The organism is Bartonella sp. PS7NMGDW (assembly GCF_042193585.1).
Classification (GTDB): domain Bacteria; phylum Pseudomonadota; class Alphaproteobacteria; order Rhizobiales; family Rhizobiaceae; genus Bartonella; species Bartonella grahamii.
Window position 1 is genome coordinate 137,464 of record NZ_JBHILX010000003.1, and the last position, 18,318, is coordinate 155,781.

Annotated in this window: 12 protein-coding genes; 2 read left to right on the plus strand and 10 right to left on the minus strand. The window is 39.9% G+C overall.

Annotated elements, in window-relative coordinates; genetic code table 11:
- Window positions 1-332 precede the first annotated feature (332 nt).
- Window positions 333-1,235: a polyprenyl synthetase family protein gene (locus tag ACFIKJ_RS02840; protein ID WP_375626595.1), complete on the plus strand. Its 903-nt coding sequence runs from the start codon at window positions 333-335 to the stop codon at window positions 1,233-1,235.
- A 564-nt stretch (window positions 1,236-1,799) separates the two neighbouring features.
- Here ACFIKJ_RS02840 and ACFIKJ_RS02845 read toward each other — a convergent pair.
- On the minus strand, window positions 1,800-2,951 hold the full coding sequence (locus ACFIKJ_RS02845) for an MFS transporter (protein ID WP_375670232.1): 1,152 nt from the start codon (window positions 2,949-2,951) through the stop codon (window positions 1,800-1,802).
- A 340-nt stretch (window positions 2,952-3,291) separates the two neighbouring features.
- On the minus strand, window positions 3,292-4,533 hold the full coding sequence (ispG, locus tag ACFIKJ_RS02850) for a flavodoxin-dependent (E)-4-hydroxy-3-methylbut-2-enyl-diphosphate synthase (protein ID WP_375625233.1): 1,242 nt from the start codon (window positions 4,531-4,533) through the stop codon (window positions 3,292-3,294).
- Window positions 4,534-5,397: 864 nt separating this feature from the next.
- Here ispG and ACFIKJ_RS02855 point away from each other — a divergent pair.
- Window positions 5,398-5,682: a hypothetical protein gene (locus tag ACFIKJ_RS02855; RefSeq protein WP_375625232.1), complete on the plus strand. Its 285-nt coding sequence runs from the start codon at window positions 5,398-5,400 to the stop codon at window positions 5,680-5,682.
- Window positions 5,683-6,159: 477 nt separating this feature from the next.
- On the opposite strand, the gene ACFIKJ_RS02860 is transcribed toward ACFIKJ_RS02855, so the two are convergent.
- The 8 genes from ACFIKJ_RS02860 to ACFIKJ_RS02895 all read right to left on the minus strand — a co-directional run bounded on the left by ACFIKJ_RS02860 (window position 6,160) and on the right by ACFIKJ_RS02895 (window position 18,281).
- Window positions 6,160-7,167, minus strand: a complete 1,008-nt coding sequence (locus ACFIKJ_RS02860; protein WP_375625231.1) for an HlyD family secretion protein — start codon at window positions 7,165-7,167, stop codon at window positions 6,160-6,162.
- Window positions 7,168-7,197: 30 nt separating this feature from the next.
- Window positions 7,198-8,826, minus strand: coding sequence for an MFS transporter (locus tag ACFIKJ_RS02865; RefSeq protein WP_375625230.1), 1,629 nt, complete (start codon window positions 8,824-8,826; stop codon window positions 7,198-7,200).
- 24 nt (window positions 8,827-8,850) lie between these two features.
- Complete coding sequence (atpC, locus tag ACFIKJ_RS02870) at window positions 8,851-9,267, minus strand: ATP synthase F1 subunit epsilon (protein WP_375625229.1); 417 nt, start codon at window positions 9,265-9,267, stop codon at window positions 8,851-8,853.
- Between the two features lie 108 nt (window positions 9,268-9,375).
- Complete coding sequence (atpD, locus tag ACFIKJ_RS02875) at window positions 9,376-11,019, minus strand: F0F1 ATP synthase subunit beta (protein WP_375670233.1); 1,644 nt, start codon at window positions 11,017-11,019, stop codon at window positions 9,376-9,378.
- A gap of 19 nt (window positions 11,020-11,038) precedes the next feature.
- Window positions 11,039-11,950: a F0F1 ATP synthase subunit gamma gene (locus tag ACFIKJ_RS02880; RefSeq protein ID WP_375625227.1), complete on the minus strand. Its 912-nt coding sequence runs from the start codon at window positions 11,948-11,950 to the stop codon at window positions 11,039-11,041.
- Between the two features lie 20 nt (window positions 11,951-11,970).
- Complete coding sequence (gene atpA / locus ACFIKJ_RS02885; protein WP_375625226.1) at window positions 11,971-13,506, minus strand: F0F1 ATP synthase subunit alpha; 1,536 nt, start codon at window positions 13,504-13,506, stop codon at window positions 11,971-11,973.
- Entirely contained in the window at window positions 13,506-14,090 is a 585-nt protein-coding gene (gene atpH / locus ACFIKJ_RS02890) for an ATP synthase F1 subunit delta (RefSeq protein WP_375626606.1), read from the minus strand. Before atpH ends, atpA begins: the two co-directional genes overlap by 1 nt.
- A gap of 1,995 nt (window positions 14,091-16,085) precedes the next feature.
- The gene (locus ACFIKJ_RS02895; RefSeq protein WP_375653575.1) at window positions 16,086-18,281 is read right to left on the minus strand and encodes a primosomal protein N'; all 2,196 of its coding nucleotides are present in this window, start codon (window positions 18,279-18,281) and stop codon (window positions 16,086-16,088) included.
- Between the last annotated feature and the right edge of the window lie 37 nt (window positions 18,282-18,318).

The following is an 18,318-nucleotide window of genomic DNA, read 5'->3' on the forward strand; positions in this document are numbered from 1 at the left end:
TACACTGATAAAAAAGAAGAGGCAATGTCAAAATGACCCTCCTCTTACCAAAATGACCTTCTTTTCATCAAAAATGGTGTCAAAATGATCAAATGAATATCCAAAACACCGCAAAATTTGAGAATTTTATACACCAATGAAATCTTTTTTATAAGACCTTCATTCAATTTTTATTTAGTTTAAAAAGGGATTTGCGCATACAATAGAGATACGGATAAAAAGAGAAATTGATTTTAATAAAAAACGACGCCAATTTATGAAAAAAAGAAAAAGCGACAACCTTTCTTTTTAAACTTCATAATTTCATTTTTGTAAAAACAAAGGAAGCAAGAATGCACGAATTTACCACCCTTCTTGCAAAACATGGATACACCGTTGAAAAGCGGCTTGATACCCTGTTAAGTGATCAAATCCAAAATGGTGAAATTTCACGCCCTAAAAACTTAATCAAAGCCATGCGCTATGGTGTGCTGAACGGTGGAAAACGCCTGCGTCCTTTTCTTGTGATTCAAAGTGCTGCACTTTTTGATGTTCCTGTAGAACATTCTCTTGATGTTGCATGTGCCTTAGAATGTATCCATTGTTATTCGCTCATTCATGATGATCTTCCCGCTATGGATAACGATATACTCCGGCGTGGAAAACCCACCGTCCATATAGCATTTGATGAAGCAACAGCAATTCTAGCAGGCAATGCCCTCTTAACATTTGCCTTTGAAATCATTGCCCATAAAGCCAGTACTCTATCGACAGACATTAGAATAAAGCTGATCACGTCTCTTGCACAATCGGCAGGACTTGGCGGTATGTTAGGTGGACAAATGCTGGACCTCGAAGCTGAAAAAAGACCGCAAGAAAGTACTGACATCACCACTCTACAACGCATGAAAACAGCAGCCCTGATAAGCTTTGCTTGCCAAGCAGGCGCCATCATTGGCAATGCATCTAAAGAATTAACCGAAAAGCTTACTGATTTTGGTACCTATCTTGGTTTAGCCTTTCAATTAACCGATGACCTTCTTGATGTCACCGCCAACACGCAAACCCTAGGAAAAACGGCTGGGAAAGATGAAACGGCACAAAAAGCAACTTTTGTTCATCTTTACGGCATTGAAGAAACCCAAAAAAAGCGAGATACACTCATCAGTAAAGCAGAAGCATTCTTACATCCTTTTGGCGCTAAAGCACTCCCGCTCCAACAAGCAGCACACTTTAGTGCACTACGCAAAAATTAAACTTCATCCACCCTATTGCACATAGTGTAAATCGTCATCTTTGTTAAATGCATAATAGACTTTTCAAAGAAACGTTACCATTAATCTCCATTATAGTCCTTATCATGAAATGGATGCGACAAATCTTGAGAGGAATTTCATTAAAACAAGCCGCGTGAATTTATAACACAAGTGTATTCTGGGTATCCTATTTTGCATGAAAAGTGCCTTCCATTAAAGAATGAAAAAAGAAAATGTGAAATAATGCGCAATCACCATTCCTTAATAAGCATATAATCCGGCACAATCATTTTCTTTATCAGCGTCCAATCTTGTCAGCAACTCTTGACACAATATTCATGAGAAGCATTTTTATTTCCTTTTTAATGATTGTTATGCCATGCCCACTTATAACGTATAAGCAGATGACTTTGATTGCTTCAACATACATAGATTTTAAATAAGAATAACTGACACTATTCAGCTTTCTCATTCAACATGCAAAACAACGATGCGCCTTAATAAATAAAAGCCTTGCTCCACTATGAAACCCTATAAAACACGTATCGTAATAAGTTAATATTCTCACTGAACTTTTTTGAGAGTTCCTTCTAAAAAAAATACCGTCAACAAGTAAATCAATAAATAAATAGCAAAAATATAAACGAGTGAGAAAAAGCCAAATATATTGACCATATACGCACTCATGTAAAAAAATACCAATAAGCTAAATCTCCCAACGGTTGACAAAAAAGATTCATATGTAGCCCTGAAATGATCACTAATACTATCGTGCAAAATAACTTCTACACGAAGATATGTATACTTAATTAAGTAAAAAATCATACAGACTAAAATAACAGCAATTTCTTTTCTTGGCTCAAAGAAAACCATTGTAAAAATCAGTGAAGCCGAAAGAAACAGTATTAAAATAAAATTCACTCTTTCACTTAGTTTTGTAAAGAGAAAACTAGCCAAGAGCTGAGAGAGCAATATCAGTGAAAATGTCACACCAAGATCAAAATAAGTGACATTAATATTATGATCTTTAAATATCCACTGCCAATACTGCGAGAATATATTGAAAAAGATCAGTGAAAAATAAAAGCATAAAGAGATATAAGGAACTTTAATAAAAATAGACAACATCTCTTTAGCATCATAAATGAGAGAATTCGCTTTATTTGGTTGTTTTTCTCCTTTCAGGTCATCAAGAAAAAACAAACCAAATAGTGTTGTCATCAACATTAAAAACGCCGCGATATACCATATATATTGGCTAGAATAATCAGCAAAATATGCGCCGATTAAACTGAATATAAACATGCCGATGTAATTATATTGAGAGCTAGAACCAAGCACTTTTTTAGTCGATGTCAATTTTGCTTTTGCATATTGAACAAGTAAAGCATTATAGGCGCCAGCAATCAATGTCAGCGATAAGGCATTAAAAGATTCTGCCAAAAGAAAACCATAAAAGCTTGTAGAAAATCCCATGAGACATAGCCATGTAGCAGCAAAAGCCGCTGCCAAAACGATAGATATTTTATAACTTTTTCTATCGGCAAAATATCCCAGAGGAATATCTGTAACCATCATAATAAAAGCCTGAAACGACTTAATGATCCCGATATCAATAAGAGTTAGCCCTTTTTCAAGCATATAAAATACAATAAAGGCACCTGTTAAAATTCTTATACCGTTAAATAAAAATCCAAACGCTAATATATTTGTCATCTATTCCCCAATAACACCACGAAAGGTGTCAATACATCCTTTTATATAAAGATAAAAGCTTAAATTTTATAACAAATATGGCAATAGCCGCTATATAGAACTCCAATCCTATCAATTTGATATTCTGAAAATTGCTGGAAATAATGTCACGTTTAGTTTTCTATTGGATCTGTTTGAAGACAGTATTATCAAAGAGAAATACTTGAAAACAATGAAGAAGCGCCTCAATTTATGAACGATCATCTTGTTCTCAACATGCAACCACAATGAGGACTGAATATTGATTTACAAGCAAAAACACAGCCTTTAATGAAGAAAAAATGCACTCCAAGAATTTATTTCAACCCTGTCCAAAGCGTGTATGAATATAATCACTCAAAAGCGCTTCAAATTCTTCAGCAATGTGATCACCCCGCAAAGTTTTTACCTTTTGTCCATCAATAAAAACAGGTGCCGCAGGACTTTCCCCCACTCCAGGCAAAGAGATTCCAATATCTGCATGTTTTGACTCCCCCGGTCCATTGACGATACATCCCATCACGGCAACCTTCAAACTTTCAACGCCAGGGTATTTTTCACGCCAAACAGGCATATTTTTGTATAAATCTGCTTCAATTTTTTGCGCCAATTGTTGAAAGACCGTTGAGGTTGTGCGCCCACAACCAGGACAAGCCGCAACCACAGGCAAAAATTGCCGAAAACCCATTACTTGCAAAAGTTCTTGCCCCACCTTTACTTCTCGTGTCCGATCACCACCAGGTTTTGGTGTTAAGGAAATTCGTATTGTATCGCCAATCCCTTGTTGTAATAAAATGCCCAAAGCCACCGAAGAAGCAACAACGCCCTTTGTTCCCATCCCAGCTTCCGTTAATCCCAAATGAAGAGCATAATCACAACGCGCCGCCAAGGTGGTATAAACAGCAATAAGATCTTGGACATCACTCACTTTAGCAGAGAGAATAATTTTATCACGTCCCAACCCCATCTCTTCAGCGCAAAGAGCCGATTGCAGAGCAGACTGCACAACAGTTTCCCGCATCACTTCAGCAACCGATAAAGGATTTTCTTGCTGTGCATTTTCATTCATAAGCCGTGTTAACAATGCATTATCAAGAGAGCCCCAATTCACGCCAATGCGAATAGGTTTATGATACCGACAAGCAATCTCTATAATTTCTGCAAATTGACGATCTTTTTTTGCGCCAAAACCAACATTTCCAGGATTGATGCGATATTTTGCAAGCGCCTCAGCACACGCAGGATGATCAGATAAAAGCTTATGTCCAATATAATGAAAATCCCCAACCAAGGGTACAAAAAATCCTAACCTCTCCAATCGCTCCCGTATTTTTGGTACAGCTGCCGCCGCTTCATCACGATCAACAGTAATCCGAACCAATTGTGAACCAGCTTGCCAAAGAGCAGCCACTTGAGCAACAGTTGCATCAACATCAGCTGTATCCGTATTGGTCATTGACTGTACAACTATCGGGCTCTGCCCCCCAATGATCACATCACCAACAGCAACACCAACAGATCGACGACGCTCAAGTGGTTTAGATAAAAAATAGGTCGTACTCATCAAGTCCTCAAATTTTTAAAACCTGCGCTATCAATCATCATTTACATTGACTTCCTCCACGCTTCAAAGGACGAAAATTACACCGCCCCCCAATCTTAACAGATTACTCTCAAAAGGTTCCACCTACTAACCACTGATGCAATTCAACTCATAGGTGCGATTCATCCTATAGACGCACCGGATAAGTTCTACTACTTCTGTTCAAGTTTATACTTCTACACTTGGTTGATTCAAAAAGAAACTGAAACCAAACAGAGACAATACTGTATTTTTAAGTTGCATGCCGATACCTTACATCCACGTCATCGCAAAACAGTGCTTTACAACACAACAGATAACACCTATCAAAGCGCAATTTTTAAAAATGCATGAAAGACACCGCCCAATTAATCCAACACATTGATTTATAATAATCAATTTTTTACAAATTTGAATGGCAACCCCAAATATCGTAAGATTTTCTCATTTTAAATCTTCTTAATTGAATCAATACCACTCCCTAAAGCCACAAAAGAACAAGTAGATAAAAATTCCTTATAAACTATTTCAAGTGCCAAAAGCTATCCCAACACTTTAAACAAACAAAAAAATGAAGACACCGACTTACATCTTTATGAAATAAAGATGATAGAATGAATTTTACACCATTTTGTAAAAATTTTTACCTTAAATCCTTAACAAACACCATCACGAAATGAACTCGAGCACATTAAGAAATGCCTCATTAAAACCAAACTCTTAATTCTCATCTCACCCACGCGCGGCATTATCAATGCAACCTTTCAATTTTCAAGCCGTTATAGCAAAACCCCAAACACAATTCCAACTGTCACACAACAATTTAACACATGAAGGAGTCAATAAATGTGTCTATTTTCACCCCATAGAAAAAATGCTAAAATTAAAAAACGTATAGCACAATTAAAAAGAGAGCTGGTCCCCGTAAATCATTGGAGTTCTCAAAATGATAACTTTGAAAACATTTCTGAGCTGTTTAACACATGGAAACAAAAAGGCCGTCACGCGCTTTATCACCTCAACGAACATGCTGCAGAATTAAAGAAAAAAGCGAAAGAAAATCCTAAAAAAACCCTCGCACTAACAGCAGGAGTCGTTTTAGTAAGCTTCTTGCTGATCCGTAAAAATTAACAACACAACCAACAACCTTCCCTTTTAATGCCCGACTCAAAGCGGGCATTTTTTATAGTTTACAAAATATAAACTTTACATCTTTCCCCCTAACTTTACGCTTTCCTCCAAAAGATAAGTTTTCCATCCATTCCACCAATCTATTATCCAATTTTCTATCTGGCAGTCTCCTTACCCCTATCCTCAAAACACGCGGTAGCACCACATCTCAAAGGACAGTGTTGTGAGAAACTATAAGAAAAGTTTTCAACATTGCATCTATCCCCCCTACTGAGTTATTTCAAAAGAAATGGAAGTCAGTAAAGATGCATGCGCTTTAATATTTTAAGGAACATTATTTTACATCATGATATAGAAGATTAAGGAGCCTAAGAGCTTTAAAAGATGTATTATAAAAAACCAAACGAAATCTTCCAATGTGAATACCCATTTGCTATAAGTAAATGACACAAGAATTAAACTGAAAAAACCCAAAATTTATCCTCCAGAATCGACCCGCTGCGAAGTATCCACATACGTAACCACAGACATCCCAGGAATGAGCTTTTCAATCCCCTCCTGCCCAGGATCTAAAGAAATCCGTACTGAAATACGTTGCGCAATTTTGATAAAATTACCAATTGTCGTATCTGTTTTTAACAATGAAAACTCTGAACCTGTCGCCGGAGCAAAACGAACCACACGCCCCGTTAACTTTTTGTTGTTCAATGCATCAACAGAAAAAACAACCGGTTGTCCAACACGCATCTGAGAAAGTTGCGTTTCCTTATAATTAGCAATAATCCAAATATCATCAGAAATAACAGAGACCAATTGCGTACCCGGCATAACATATTGCCCTACCTTAGCGCCAACCAATCCAATATAGCCTGTTCTAGGAGATAAAATCTTCGTATGATCAAGATTAAGTTTTGCCAACTCAACACTCACCTTTGCTCCCGAAACTTCTGACTGTAAACTTTGCCGTTCAAGATTTAATTGTTTTTGCAATTGTCGTTTTGTTTCTAGGGCTGCCAAGAGTTGTGAAAGAGGGCGAGAAACAGAAATTGCAGCATCACCAAAGCCTAACTTTTTACTATCAGGAACAACATTAGAGAATGCTCGTGAACGCGTTAATTCTGCTTCTGCAGCATTAACTTCTCCCTGTAAAATCTGAGCTTGCAATTCAATACTTGCCAGTTTTGCATTTTTTGAATCGAGAACAGCCTGTGCCCGTGCAAGCTGCTGACGAAGAAGAGAATCATCAAGCTCAAAGAGCAGCATTCCTTTTTCAACACGTTGATAATCTTGCACATAAATCCGTGCAATCACCCCAGAGATCTGTGAACTAACCAGAGTAACATTGCCCTTAATGGAAGCATTATCCGTTATTTGAATGTTACTCACAAAAGGAGGAAGTCTCCAAGCCCACAAAATCAGCAAAACACCCGTAACACCTGACAAGAATGCAACAATCGTAGCTTTTGACCGTAATGCTTTTATCATTTTTTGCACCCCTCTTCTATGGGCATCATTCTACTTTTCTAACGCCTGCAAAGAGCATGACTTAACAACCATTGTGACAAGAAAAATAATGAATACAATCATTGAAATATAAAAATAAAGCCGAAAAACGTCATCATAAGCAAAAATATTTGCTATTAACTTAAATTTTTCTATCAACATAGAAGTACCCTGTTCACTGCTCAAGCCATGGGGAACAGAAGCACCATAAGAAGGCGAAAACAAAGTATTCATCTCACCAGAAATAAGCGGATCAGTCACAACAATATTTTGTGTTAAGGACTCAAAGTTTTTATGGGCAAAATAAAACTGTAGGCTGCCAAAAAAAGCCGATCCCATCAATCCCCCTGTCACTTGTGTTAGCAAAAAAACCGCAATAAAACTCAAAACATAACGCGGTCCTCGCTCACCAGCAATCACAAACCCTTTGAAAAGAGCAGGAGGCAAAAAAAGTGCATAACTAAAACTCACCAACCCTTGGCTCAACATCATATCTTTCGGACGTGTTAAATAGTTTACACGACTGTCTAAATAAGCTCCCAGCGCCAAACAACCTAAAGATAACAAATAAAAATAATCTTCACGCCCCGCCCGTAAAAAAAAGACACAAACAGCCCCCCCTAACAGAGTACCCAATGTCACCGCAAGATACATGGGCGCCATCTCACGATTAAGCAAACCAAAAAGATTAAAAAAACCTACGGGCAAATTTGACCGTTCCAACAAAAAAACATGAAAGATCAATAAAATAAAAACAGATTGAACCATTTCTTTACTGAAAATCCAACGTAAATCAATCAGCGGTTTTTCTCTATTAAGCTCAATAATAATAGCAATAGCCAACGAGAAAATAGCAAGTGCAAGCCCCCAACCAATCCATGGCGCTTCATACCACCAATACAATATGCCAACAGACATAATCACGGCATTTAATCCAAGACCAAGAGCAATCAAACCATAACTTATCCAATCTAACTTTTGAATAACCTTACTGCGGACAACAGGCGTTAAAGGCAAAGTATAGATACAGACCAAGCTGATGAGAACCAACCCCATTTCCAAAGCGGAAAGACTAGAAAAACCACCATTTTCCAGCAAATCAGGAGAAATCAAACGCGATAAAGGTGCCGCTAAAGCCGCATTCATATAATTCAAACTAAGACCAACAGTAAACTTCTTTGCTGGAGCAAAAGCCTCCATCATATAAAGCAGCGCAAGTGAAGCCAAAGGAGCAGCAGCAATCCCAGCAAAAAAGCGAATAATCAATGCAGAACGCAAATCCGTAACAAAGAGTTGCAACACGCAAACCAAAACGAAACCAAGGATTGATAATTCAGCAAAAGCACGCAACCCAAATTGATAGCGGATTTTGATCAACATAATCGCTACACTCACATTTGGCGCCATATAGGCCGCTACCAACCATGTTGTCTCGGTCAAAGTTGCGTGAAAATCACCCGTAAGATGGACAATGTTAGACTGAACAATATTAGCCCCTAAACCATAAGCCCATTGCAAAATAAGAGAAGCAAAAATATAAACAAAACATTTCGGCAAAGGTCCTGCAAAAACACGACCAGGACGAGGAAAAGGTTTTCCGCCCCTTTTAGCAAACACAACCGTACTCTTTTTTCCGCTCATGTCACCTTTTTCCTGTATACGCTGCTACGCTTCTATCAACACAGCACCATCAGCTGACAATTGCTGGAAAAAAGCCTCTATTTTGTGATTATCCTCATCTCTTGTCCCACCTTCTAATGTCGCTTGAACCTGCAAAATCCGCTGTTCCAATACATCAAAAGAAAGATGCTCTACAGCCACAACGTGCTCTACCAATAAAGAGCAGCCCGAAAAGGTGATATTTGCAACGCCCCCACATACAGCAAACAATTTTTCACCCAAAGAGGTGCGAACACGCACACTACCCAACACAATGCTTGCTACCAATGGCGCATGATGCGCCATAACTGTCAAATAACCTGAAGCTGAAGGAAGAACAACAGACACTACCTGCTCTGAAAACACAATTTTTTCAGGCGATACAAGCTCAAATAAAAAATGCTCTTCTCTATTGTTTTCCACAAAAGTCTCCACAATACCCGATATAAGGACTCTCTGTTTTCTTCAACGACTTGTCCTTTTTAACGAAAAATATTCATGACAGTTTTCTCTTGAACAAGAAGCTTCTTATTAAGACGCCTCTGCCATGAGACGCTTTCCTTTTTCAAGTGCTTCATCAATCGAACCAACCATATAAAAAGCAGCTTCTGGCAAATCATCATAATCGCCAGCACAAAGACCTTTAAAGCCTTTGATTGTCTCTTCTAAAGGAACGAGTTTCCCTGGCGAACCAGTAAAGGCTTCCGCAACATGGAAAGGTTGCGAAAGGAAACGTTCAATTTTACGCGCCCGTCCCACCAGCAATTTGTCATCTTCAGAAAGTTCATCCATTCCAAGAATAGCAATAATATCCTGAAGCGCTCTATAACGTTGTAAAATGGTTTGCACTTGACAAGCAACAGTGTAATGCTCTTCTCCTACAATCAATGGATCCAACATACGCGAGAAGGAGTCAAGCGGATCAACCGCCGGATAAATTCCCTTTTCCGCAATAGAGCGCGAAAGAACAGTTGTTGCATCCAAATGAGCAAAAGACGTTGCCGGCGCTGGATCCGTCAAGTCATCGGCAGGAACATAAATTGCCTGAACGGAAGTAATAGAGCCTGTTTTTGTACTGGTAATACGTTCTTGCAAAGCCCCCATATCCGTTGCCAAGGTAGGCTGATACCCCACAGCAGAAGGGATACGCCCTAAAAGCGCTGACACTTCAGCACCAGCTTGCGTGAAACGGAAAATATTATCTACAAAGAAGAGAACATCTTGTCCTTCATCACGGAAACTTTCTGCAATTGTCAATCCTGAGAGAGCCACACGCGCACGCGCTCCTGGTGGTTCATTCATTTGCCCGTAAACAAGGGCACACTTCGACCCTTCCGTTGAACCATTATTCTCTTTTGGATTCACATTCACGCGGCTTTCAATCATTTCATAATAAAGATCATTTCCTTCCCGTGTACGTTCTCCCACACCAGCAAATACAGAATAGCCACCATGAGCCTTTGCAATATTGTTTATAAGCTCCATAATAAGAACGGTTTTTCCAACACCAGCGCCACCAAACAAGCCAATTTTACCTCCTTTAGAATAAGGAGCTAACAAATCCACAACTTTAATACCGGTGACGAGAATTTCTGAAATGGTTGATTGCTCAACATATGCAGGTGCATCTTGGTGAATAGAACGCGTTTTGGTCGCAGGAATTGGTCCCACATTATCCACCGGCTCTCCAATCACATTCATAATACGTCCCAATGTTGCTTCTCCTACAGGAACGCTAATTTGCGTGCCTGTATCCACAACCTTTTGGCCCCGCATCAAACCATCAGTGGTATCCATAGCAATCGTACGCACGGTATTTTCACCCAAATGCTGCGCAACTTCTAATACCAAGCGATTGCCCAAATTCTCTGTTTCCAAAGCGTTAAGAATATTTGGCAATTCACCTTCAAATTGCACATCAACGACAGCACCAATAACCTGCTTGATCTCACCAACAGCGCCTTGTGCACGCTCTTCTTTTTTTGCGGATGCATCTTTTTTTACAGGTGTATCTTTAGCTGCACTACGCGCAGGCGCAGAGGAAGCCTTTACATCCACTGAAGCCGTTACATCCACTTGAGACTTCGAAGCGGCTTTTTTCACGCCGGAACGAACAGCTGGTTTCTTTTTTTCACCTTTTTCTGTTCCTTTGCTTGAGGTTACTGCTTTTACCATCAATCCTTACCTTTTCCATTTAAAGCGCTTCAGCGCCCGCAATAATTTCGATCAATTCTGTCGTAATCTGTGCCTGACGTTGACGATTATAAGCTACCGTCAATTTATTAATCATTTCACCTGCATTGCGCGATGCATTGTCCATAGCTGTCATCTTGGCACCCATTTCACCAGCAATATTTTCTAGCAAAGCCCGAAAGATTTGCACCGAAAGATTGCGTGGCACAAGCGCCTCTAAAAGAGAAGCCGCATCAGGTTCATACTCATAGACAATTGATTGTGAACCTTTGCTATGATCTGTTTGCTCCTCAACATCTATTGCCTCAACAGCTGCTTTTGGAGCAATCATCGGAATCAAGCCAAAAGCTGTTGGACGCTGATTAATCACAGAAATAAATTCAGAATAAAACAGCGTACAGACATCGAAAGCGCCTTCATTGAATAAATCAACAATCCGTTGACTAATCATCACCGCCTCTGCAAAACCAATGCGCTTTACAGCATGCAAATCGATATGATCAATTATCAAACCTTTGTAATCACGCGATAAAATATCCGCACCTTTTTTGCCCACAGTGATAATTTTCACTATTTTACCAGATGCCAACAATGCCTTAATCTGTTCACGTGCACGACGAGCAATTTGCACATTAAAAGCACCACACAAACCGCGCTCAGCAGTACACACCACCAAGAGATGCACATCATCTCGCCCCGTACCACGCATAAGAGCAGGCGCATCAACACCATCTACATCAGCAGCAAGACTGGTCAAAATATCAGCCATCTTCTTCGCATAAGGACGCGCAGACTGCGCTGCCTCTTGAGCACGATGCAACCTTGCCGCTGCAACCATCTGCATAGCTTTGGTGATCTTTTGTGTTGCTTTAACCGAAGCGATACGGTCTCTAAGATCTTTTAGTGAAGCCATTCAAGCATTCCATCAATTCATCACGAGAAATTTTTCGCATAAGTATTAAGAACAGTTATCAACTTATCTTTCAGCTCGTCTGTTATTTGCTTTTGCTCAGCAATTGCCTTTAAGAGATCTTGATAATCACTACGCAAAAGCACCAAAAGTCCCTGCTCAAACCGCGCAACATCAGAAACCGCCAAAGCATCAAGATAGCCATTCACACCGGCGAAAATAACCACCACTTGTTCTTCCGTTTTAAGTGGAGAAAATTGCGGCTGTTTCAACAACTCTGTCAAGCGTGCACCCCGATTCAATAGACGCTGAGTTGACGCATCCAAATCAGAGCCAAACTGCGCAAAAGCTGCCATTTCACGATATTGCGCCAATTCACCTTTAATCGAGCCAGCAACTTGCTTCATCGCCTTAATTTGTGCGGCAGAACCAACACGCGACACAGAAAGACCAACATTTACAGCAGGACGAATTCCTTGATAAAACAAATTAGTCTCTAGAAAAATTTGCCCATCAGTAATCGAAATCACATTTGTAGGAATATAGGCAGAAACATCATTTGCTTGCGTTTCAATAACCGGCAAAGCTGTCAACGACCCAGATCCATTTTCCGCATTCAACTTCGCAGCCCGTTCTAAAAGACGCGAATGCAGATAGAAAACGTCCCCCGGATAAGCTTCACGACCTGGAGGACGACGCAATAAAAGAGACATTTGACGATACGCCACCGCCTGTTTTGACAAATCATCATAACCGATCAAAGCATGTTGCCCATTATCACGGAAATACTCACCCATAGCACATCCAGAAAGAGGTGCAATAAATTGCAGTGGTGCTGGATCAGAAGCGGTCGCTGCAACAATAATAGAATATTCCAACGCTCCACGTTCTTCTAAAACTTTAACGAATTGTGCCACCGTCGAACGTTTTTGACCGATAGCCACATAAATACAATAAACTTTGTCTTGCTCTCGTCCAGCCCCTTTTTCATGAAAAGGTTTTTGGTTTAAAAATGTATCGAGCAAAATCGCTGTTTTTCCTGTTTGGCGATCACCAATCACCAATTCACGCTGTCCCCGTCCGATAGGGATAAGTGCGTCAATCGCTTTCAATCCGGTCGACATCGGTTCATGGACAGACTGACGCGGAATAATTCCAGGAGCCTTAACATCAACACGACGACGCTCTGTTGCTTTAATGGGCCCCTTACCATCGATAGGGTTTCCCAACGCATCAACCACACGCCCGAGCAAAGCGGGCCCCACAGGAACATCGACGATAGTGCCCAATCGCTTTACACAATCACCTTCACGAATATCACGATCTGAGCCAAAAATGACCACACCAACATTATCAACTTCCAAATTGAGGGCCATACCGCGCACACCGTTTGGAAAGGCGACCATTTCCCCTGCTTGGACATTATCCAAACCATAAACGCGAGCGATACCATCCCCTACAGAGAGAACCCAACCAATTTCTGAAACCTCAGCCTTTTGGTCAAAGTTTTTGATTTGCTCTTTTAGAATTTTTGAAATTTCAGATGGTCTAATATCCATCAGCTGACCTCTTTTTTCAATGCAAGCTTAAGCGAAGACAATTTTGTGAGAAGAGACGTATCAATTTGAGACGACCCCACACGAACGATTAATCCACCAAGAATTGTTGGATTCACAATGCTGTGTAGCAAAACTTTTCCTCCAACGACACCTTCCAAAGCCTCACACAACTCTTGTCTTTGTTGAGAACTTAAGGGGCGCGCAGAAATAATTTGCGCAGTAACCTGCCTACGAGCGCGTGCAACACAACGCTGAAAAGCATGTAAAATACCAAATACGGCACTAAGCCTACGATTTGTTGCAATAACGCGTAAAAAATTACCAATAACCTGACCTGCGTTTTTATCAGCAAATTTGATGTTTGCACAAACAGATTGCATCACCTTAATTTGCTCTTTAACTGAAAAGAATGGACTAAGCACAAAGCGTTTTAAATCTTTATTTTGCTCCAAAACAAGCAAAAGATCTTCCACTGCCTTTTCAACCTTTTCAACATTTCCAGCTTCTTGAACGCAATCAAAAAGCGCTTGCGCATAGCGTTGATCTACCAACGGCAGCGGTATGAGAGAAAATGAATCCGACACGAAATACCGCCTCTTTCCCTTGAGCGACTCTCTGATAGTTATCAGATGAAATGAAACAGAAATTCTCAATCTTAAGAATCTTCTTCTTAAAACCTAGAACAAAAACCTCTTGGTTTCTAGCATAGACATAGCCGACTCGCAACACCACAAATCGCTGCTTTTTAAAAATTTTAATAAAATATTCAAAATATTTTTGAAAAGAATTTTTTTTAGATATACAAGATGGCAACACAGTTTTTTTATGCCTCTTTTTGACATTCTCTGAGCGATTTTTTCACTCTCTTTGATTTTGCTTCAAATGCTCTTGCCACCATAATAAAACACTTCTTCTCTAAAAAACACTCCCTTTATCACCACAAGACCTTTAACGAGATGCGAATGCGACTGAAAAAGTCTATTATTGCAAACTGATAAGAAAAAAAGTAATGAATATCCTCCTAAAAATTAAAGAAAAAATTGATCTTTTTTCTTCAAATACCCACTCCTTTTAAAAAAATTCACCAAGTATATTTTCTTGTAAACACACTCTTTAAGCATACAATGCATTGATTTATAATGATAATGTATCATTTTTCATACCAGATGAGCCCCAAACATCGAAAGATTCTCTTATTTCAAATCTTTCTATCAAAATCACTCCCTTGCTCCATCACAAACAAAAAATGAAATGATTAAAGAAAAAACACCTCGTATAAACGCTCTCAAGTACCAAGAGCTTTCGTAATCCTAAAAGCTAAATAATAAATGGCGCCATTTTATACCTTTATGAAATAAAAATGGGAAACCTTAACGCGGTGTTTTCATTCATAAAAGCTTTTACATTCTACACTCGAGAAACATCGTAAAATGAATTCGAGCATGCTGAAAAACATTTGTTTAAACAAGCATATGAATACAGTAATACAATAGATGTTCTGTAATATTCCGTTTTGGACGTTCTGCTTTACATGAAAAATGTGCCCCCATTAGAGAACGAAAGTAACAAAAGCATGAAACAATGGAGAATCTCTATTTCACGACAGCACCCATAAATGCTATAATGATAACTCCATTGAGCAACCTCATCTTCACACTTATGAAAGAACAAGCTGGCACCATCACATACTTTGCCATCTCCCAATTTTACGACAACCCTTAACACTTGAGATGATGAGGTATTTTAGTCCTTTCTTATATAGTTTCACTCGACACAGGCTCCCCCCATCTGTAACATGCAAACGAATGGTTTTGATTGATCAATATAAACAGATTTGAAATAAGAGAATCCTAAAATAGTTGAGCTTCTAAAGCGAATAACGGCATATTATCACTATAAATCAATATGTTATTATTTATAAAATTATAATTATGGGCGCTTTTGAAAATTCTAGAGCCATAAATAAGGACGACAACGATAAATGCTCATTTTAACCTTTACGCTCCCAAATGAGTCTGTGTGCTCGTCAAAGATAAATAAAATAGATATATGCAATACTCTCGCCCTAATCTAACATACAAAAGCAAGTACGACTCATACAGCGCTGATACATCTTATGAACGCTGCTGCATAAGGTTTTAAGGTCAAATAATATCAAAAACACGACCTTCATTAAGCCCACGTAGCTTCACTTTATACGGCACTATATTATATGGCACTATATTGCACTGATTTTAGAAAAAGCATAGATAAATATCAATTTGAACCCGTATAAAATTGGATATTTTGGGTGTACAGCTAAGCATTTTCAGACCCTATAATCCGCCCTTATAAAAAGAATCCGCCTATCAAAAGGGTACTGTCCCTAAAACAAAAAAGGAGTAAAAGCCGAAATGATAGTGTCCTCGAATAATAGAGACGCTTCTGCTGGTTCCATAACAAAGATATTTTTTCCCGTAGCTCTGCTTAATGCAATGCACATGTATCATATTCTGCTGCTAGGATGCTTATTCTGAAATATATAATATTAAAGTAAAGCATCTTAAGCAAAGAGACCTTCACTTTATGCGATACTGGTTTTAGAAAAAACTTTGCGGATCAATATCAATTTGAACCCGAACAGAACTGGGCATTTTGGGTGTACCACTAAGCATTGCACGTATAAACCCTTGTATATCAAAGGAGCGCTGTCCTTGCAGCAAAAGCCGAAAACGATAACGCCCCCGAACCAAAGCCAAAGGCGCTTCTGCTGGTCCCATAACCGAGATATTTTTTTCCCGTGGCGCTGCTTGACGCAATGCGCGCGCATAATGTTCTGCTGCTTGGCGCTGTTGTGCAGACACAATCAAAGAGGCAAGCCGCCCATAGGGAGGCAAATGATAATGCTGACGCGCTGTAATCTCACGTGTGTAAAAATCTTCTGGCTGACATGAAAGTAGGGCTTTGATGACAGGATGATCTGGTTGATAAGTTTGCAATAATCCTAAACTTTTCAATCCCACACGCCCTGCTCTTCCGGTAACTTGAGAAAGCAGCTGATAGGTACGTTCACTTGCGCGTAAATCGCCATTGGCAAGACCAAGATCAGCATCAATAACGCCAACCAGAGAGAGCTTGGGAAAATGATGTCCTTTAGCGACCAACTGTGTTCCAATAATAATGTCCACATCGCCATTTGCAATGGCTTGTAATTCGCTTCGCAATTGCCCAATCCCTCCTTTGAGATCTGTTGAAAGAATCAATGATCGCGCTTGAGGAAAAAGCATTTGTGTTTCTTCTGCAATTCTTTCCACACCCGGTCCACAAGCCACGAGATGATCTAATGTCCCACATTCAGGACAGGCTTGAGGAAGTGGTTCATGATACCCACAATGATGACATTTCAATTGCCCTTGCGCACGATGTTCTACCAACCAACTTGAACAATCAGTACAATGAAAACGATGTCCGCAAATTCGGCATAAAGTTAAAGGTGCATAACCACGACGATTAAGAAAAAGAAGAGCTTGTTCGCCCTTATCAAGCGTTTGTTTTAAAGCCCTTTCAAGAGCAAAGGAAATAAAGCGCCCCTTTTGCACCCCTCCTTGGCGCATATCAACCACCCGCAACTGTGGAAGTGCTACTTCTTTAAAACGGGAAGGTAAATGCACCTTTTTATAACGCCCTTTTAAAACATTAGCTTGGCTTTCAATCGACGGTGTTGCTGAAGATAAAATAACAGGAAAATGCTCAAAAGAGCCCCGAGCAACAGCCATATCACGCGCATGGTAAAAAATGCGCTCTTCTTGTTTATAAGCGCTATCATGTTCTTCATCAACAACAATCAAGCCAAGCTCATGAAAGGGAAGAAAAAGCGCTGAACGAGCCCCCGCAACAACACGCACCCGCCCTTCTGCAACTTGCCGCCAGACACGTTCTCTACGACGTGGCGTCAAATCAGAATGCCATTCTGCTGCTGCAGCTCCAAAGCGTGCATAAAAACGATCTAAAAACTGCTGTGTTAAAGCAATTTCCGGCAATAAAATTAAAACCTGCTTGCCCCCTTTGAAGGCTTGAGCGACCGCTTCAAAATAAACCTCTGTCTTTCCTGATCCCGTAACACCATCAAGCAAAAAAACTTGAAACTGAGAAGATAAAACACCTTCCCGCAATATTGTTGCTGCTTCATTTTGCGCTCCCTGCAACTGAGGAGGACAAAAGTCAGGATCAGGCATTGCCACAAGATCAGGAGCAGGAACTATAATATCTTCAAAAACCCCTAGCGCTTTTAAACCTTCAACAACAGAAACCGAAGTTCCAGCCGCATGCGCAAGACCAGAACGTGTCCATATCTTCTCATTACGCACCAATTCCAAAACCCGTAATCGCGCTGGTGTGAGACGTTCTACATTTCCACCACAATATCGCAAACCCAGCATTTGAGCTTCCGGCTCTAAAGCAGCCGGTACAGACAAAACCAATCGCGCCACAAGACCAAAAGGCGCCATTGTATAGCGACTAACAAAACGCAAAAATGTGATCATTTCTGCCTTTAAGGGGGGACAATCAAAAACATGAAGCAAAGAGCGTAATTTTTCACGCGCCACCGAACCAGACCTTTGCCCATCGGCTGCCTTCTCTCCAACATCCACAACAAAACCGCAAAGCTCACGCCCCATCACCGGAACCCGAACAAAGGAACCAACATTCACCTCCATAGAAGATGGAACTTTATAACTATAAGCGTGAGCAACAGGAAGAGGAACCAATACGGATACAATCTTTTCCTCTATCATGTTTGAATTCATCTTTTAAACCAATCTACGACCTCTT

Coding starts and splice junctions, on each gene's coding strand:
- ACFIKJ_RS02895 (WP_375653575.1), bottom strand. CDS start 18,281: ATGATAGAGGAAAAGATTGTATCCGTATTGGTTCCTCTTCCTGTTGCT.
- ACFIKJ_RS02840 (WP_375626595.1), top strand. CDS start 333: ATGCACGAATTTACCACCCTTCTTGCAAAACATGGATACACCGTTGAA.
- atpA (WP_375625226.1), bottom strand. CDS start 13,506: ATGGATATTAGACCATCTGAAATTTCAAAAATTCTAAAAGAGCAAATC.
- ACFIKJ_RS02860 (WP_375625231.1), bottom strand. CDS start 7,167: ATGATAAAAGCATTACGGTCAAAAGCTACGATTGTTGCATTCTTGTCA.
- ispG (WP_375625233.1), bottom strand. CDS start 4,533: ATGAGTACGACCTATTTTTTATCTAAACCACTTGAGCGTCGTCGATCT.
- ACFIKJ_RS02865 (WP_375625230.1), bottom strand. CDS start 8,826: ATGAGCGGAAAAAAGAGTACGGTTGTGTTTGCTAAAAGGGGCGGAAAA.
- ACFIKJ_RS02880 (WP_375625227.1), bottom strand. CDS start 11,950: ATGGCTTCACTAAAAGATCTTAGAGACCGTATCGCTTCGGTTAAAGCA.
- ACFIKJ_RS02845 (WP_375670232.1), bottom strand. CDS start 2,951: ATGACAAATATATTAGCGTTTGGATTTTTATTTAACGGTATAAGAATT.
- ACFIKJ_RS02855 (WP_375625232.1), top strand. CDS start 5,398: ATGTGTCTATTTTCACCCCATAGAAAAAATGCTAAAATTAAAAAACGT.
- atpD (WP_375670233.1), bottom strand. CDS start 11,019: ATGGTAAAAGCAGTAACCTCAAGCAAAGGAACAGAAAAAGGTGAAAAA.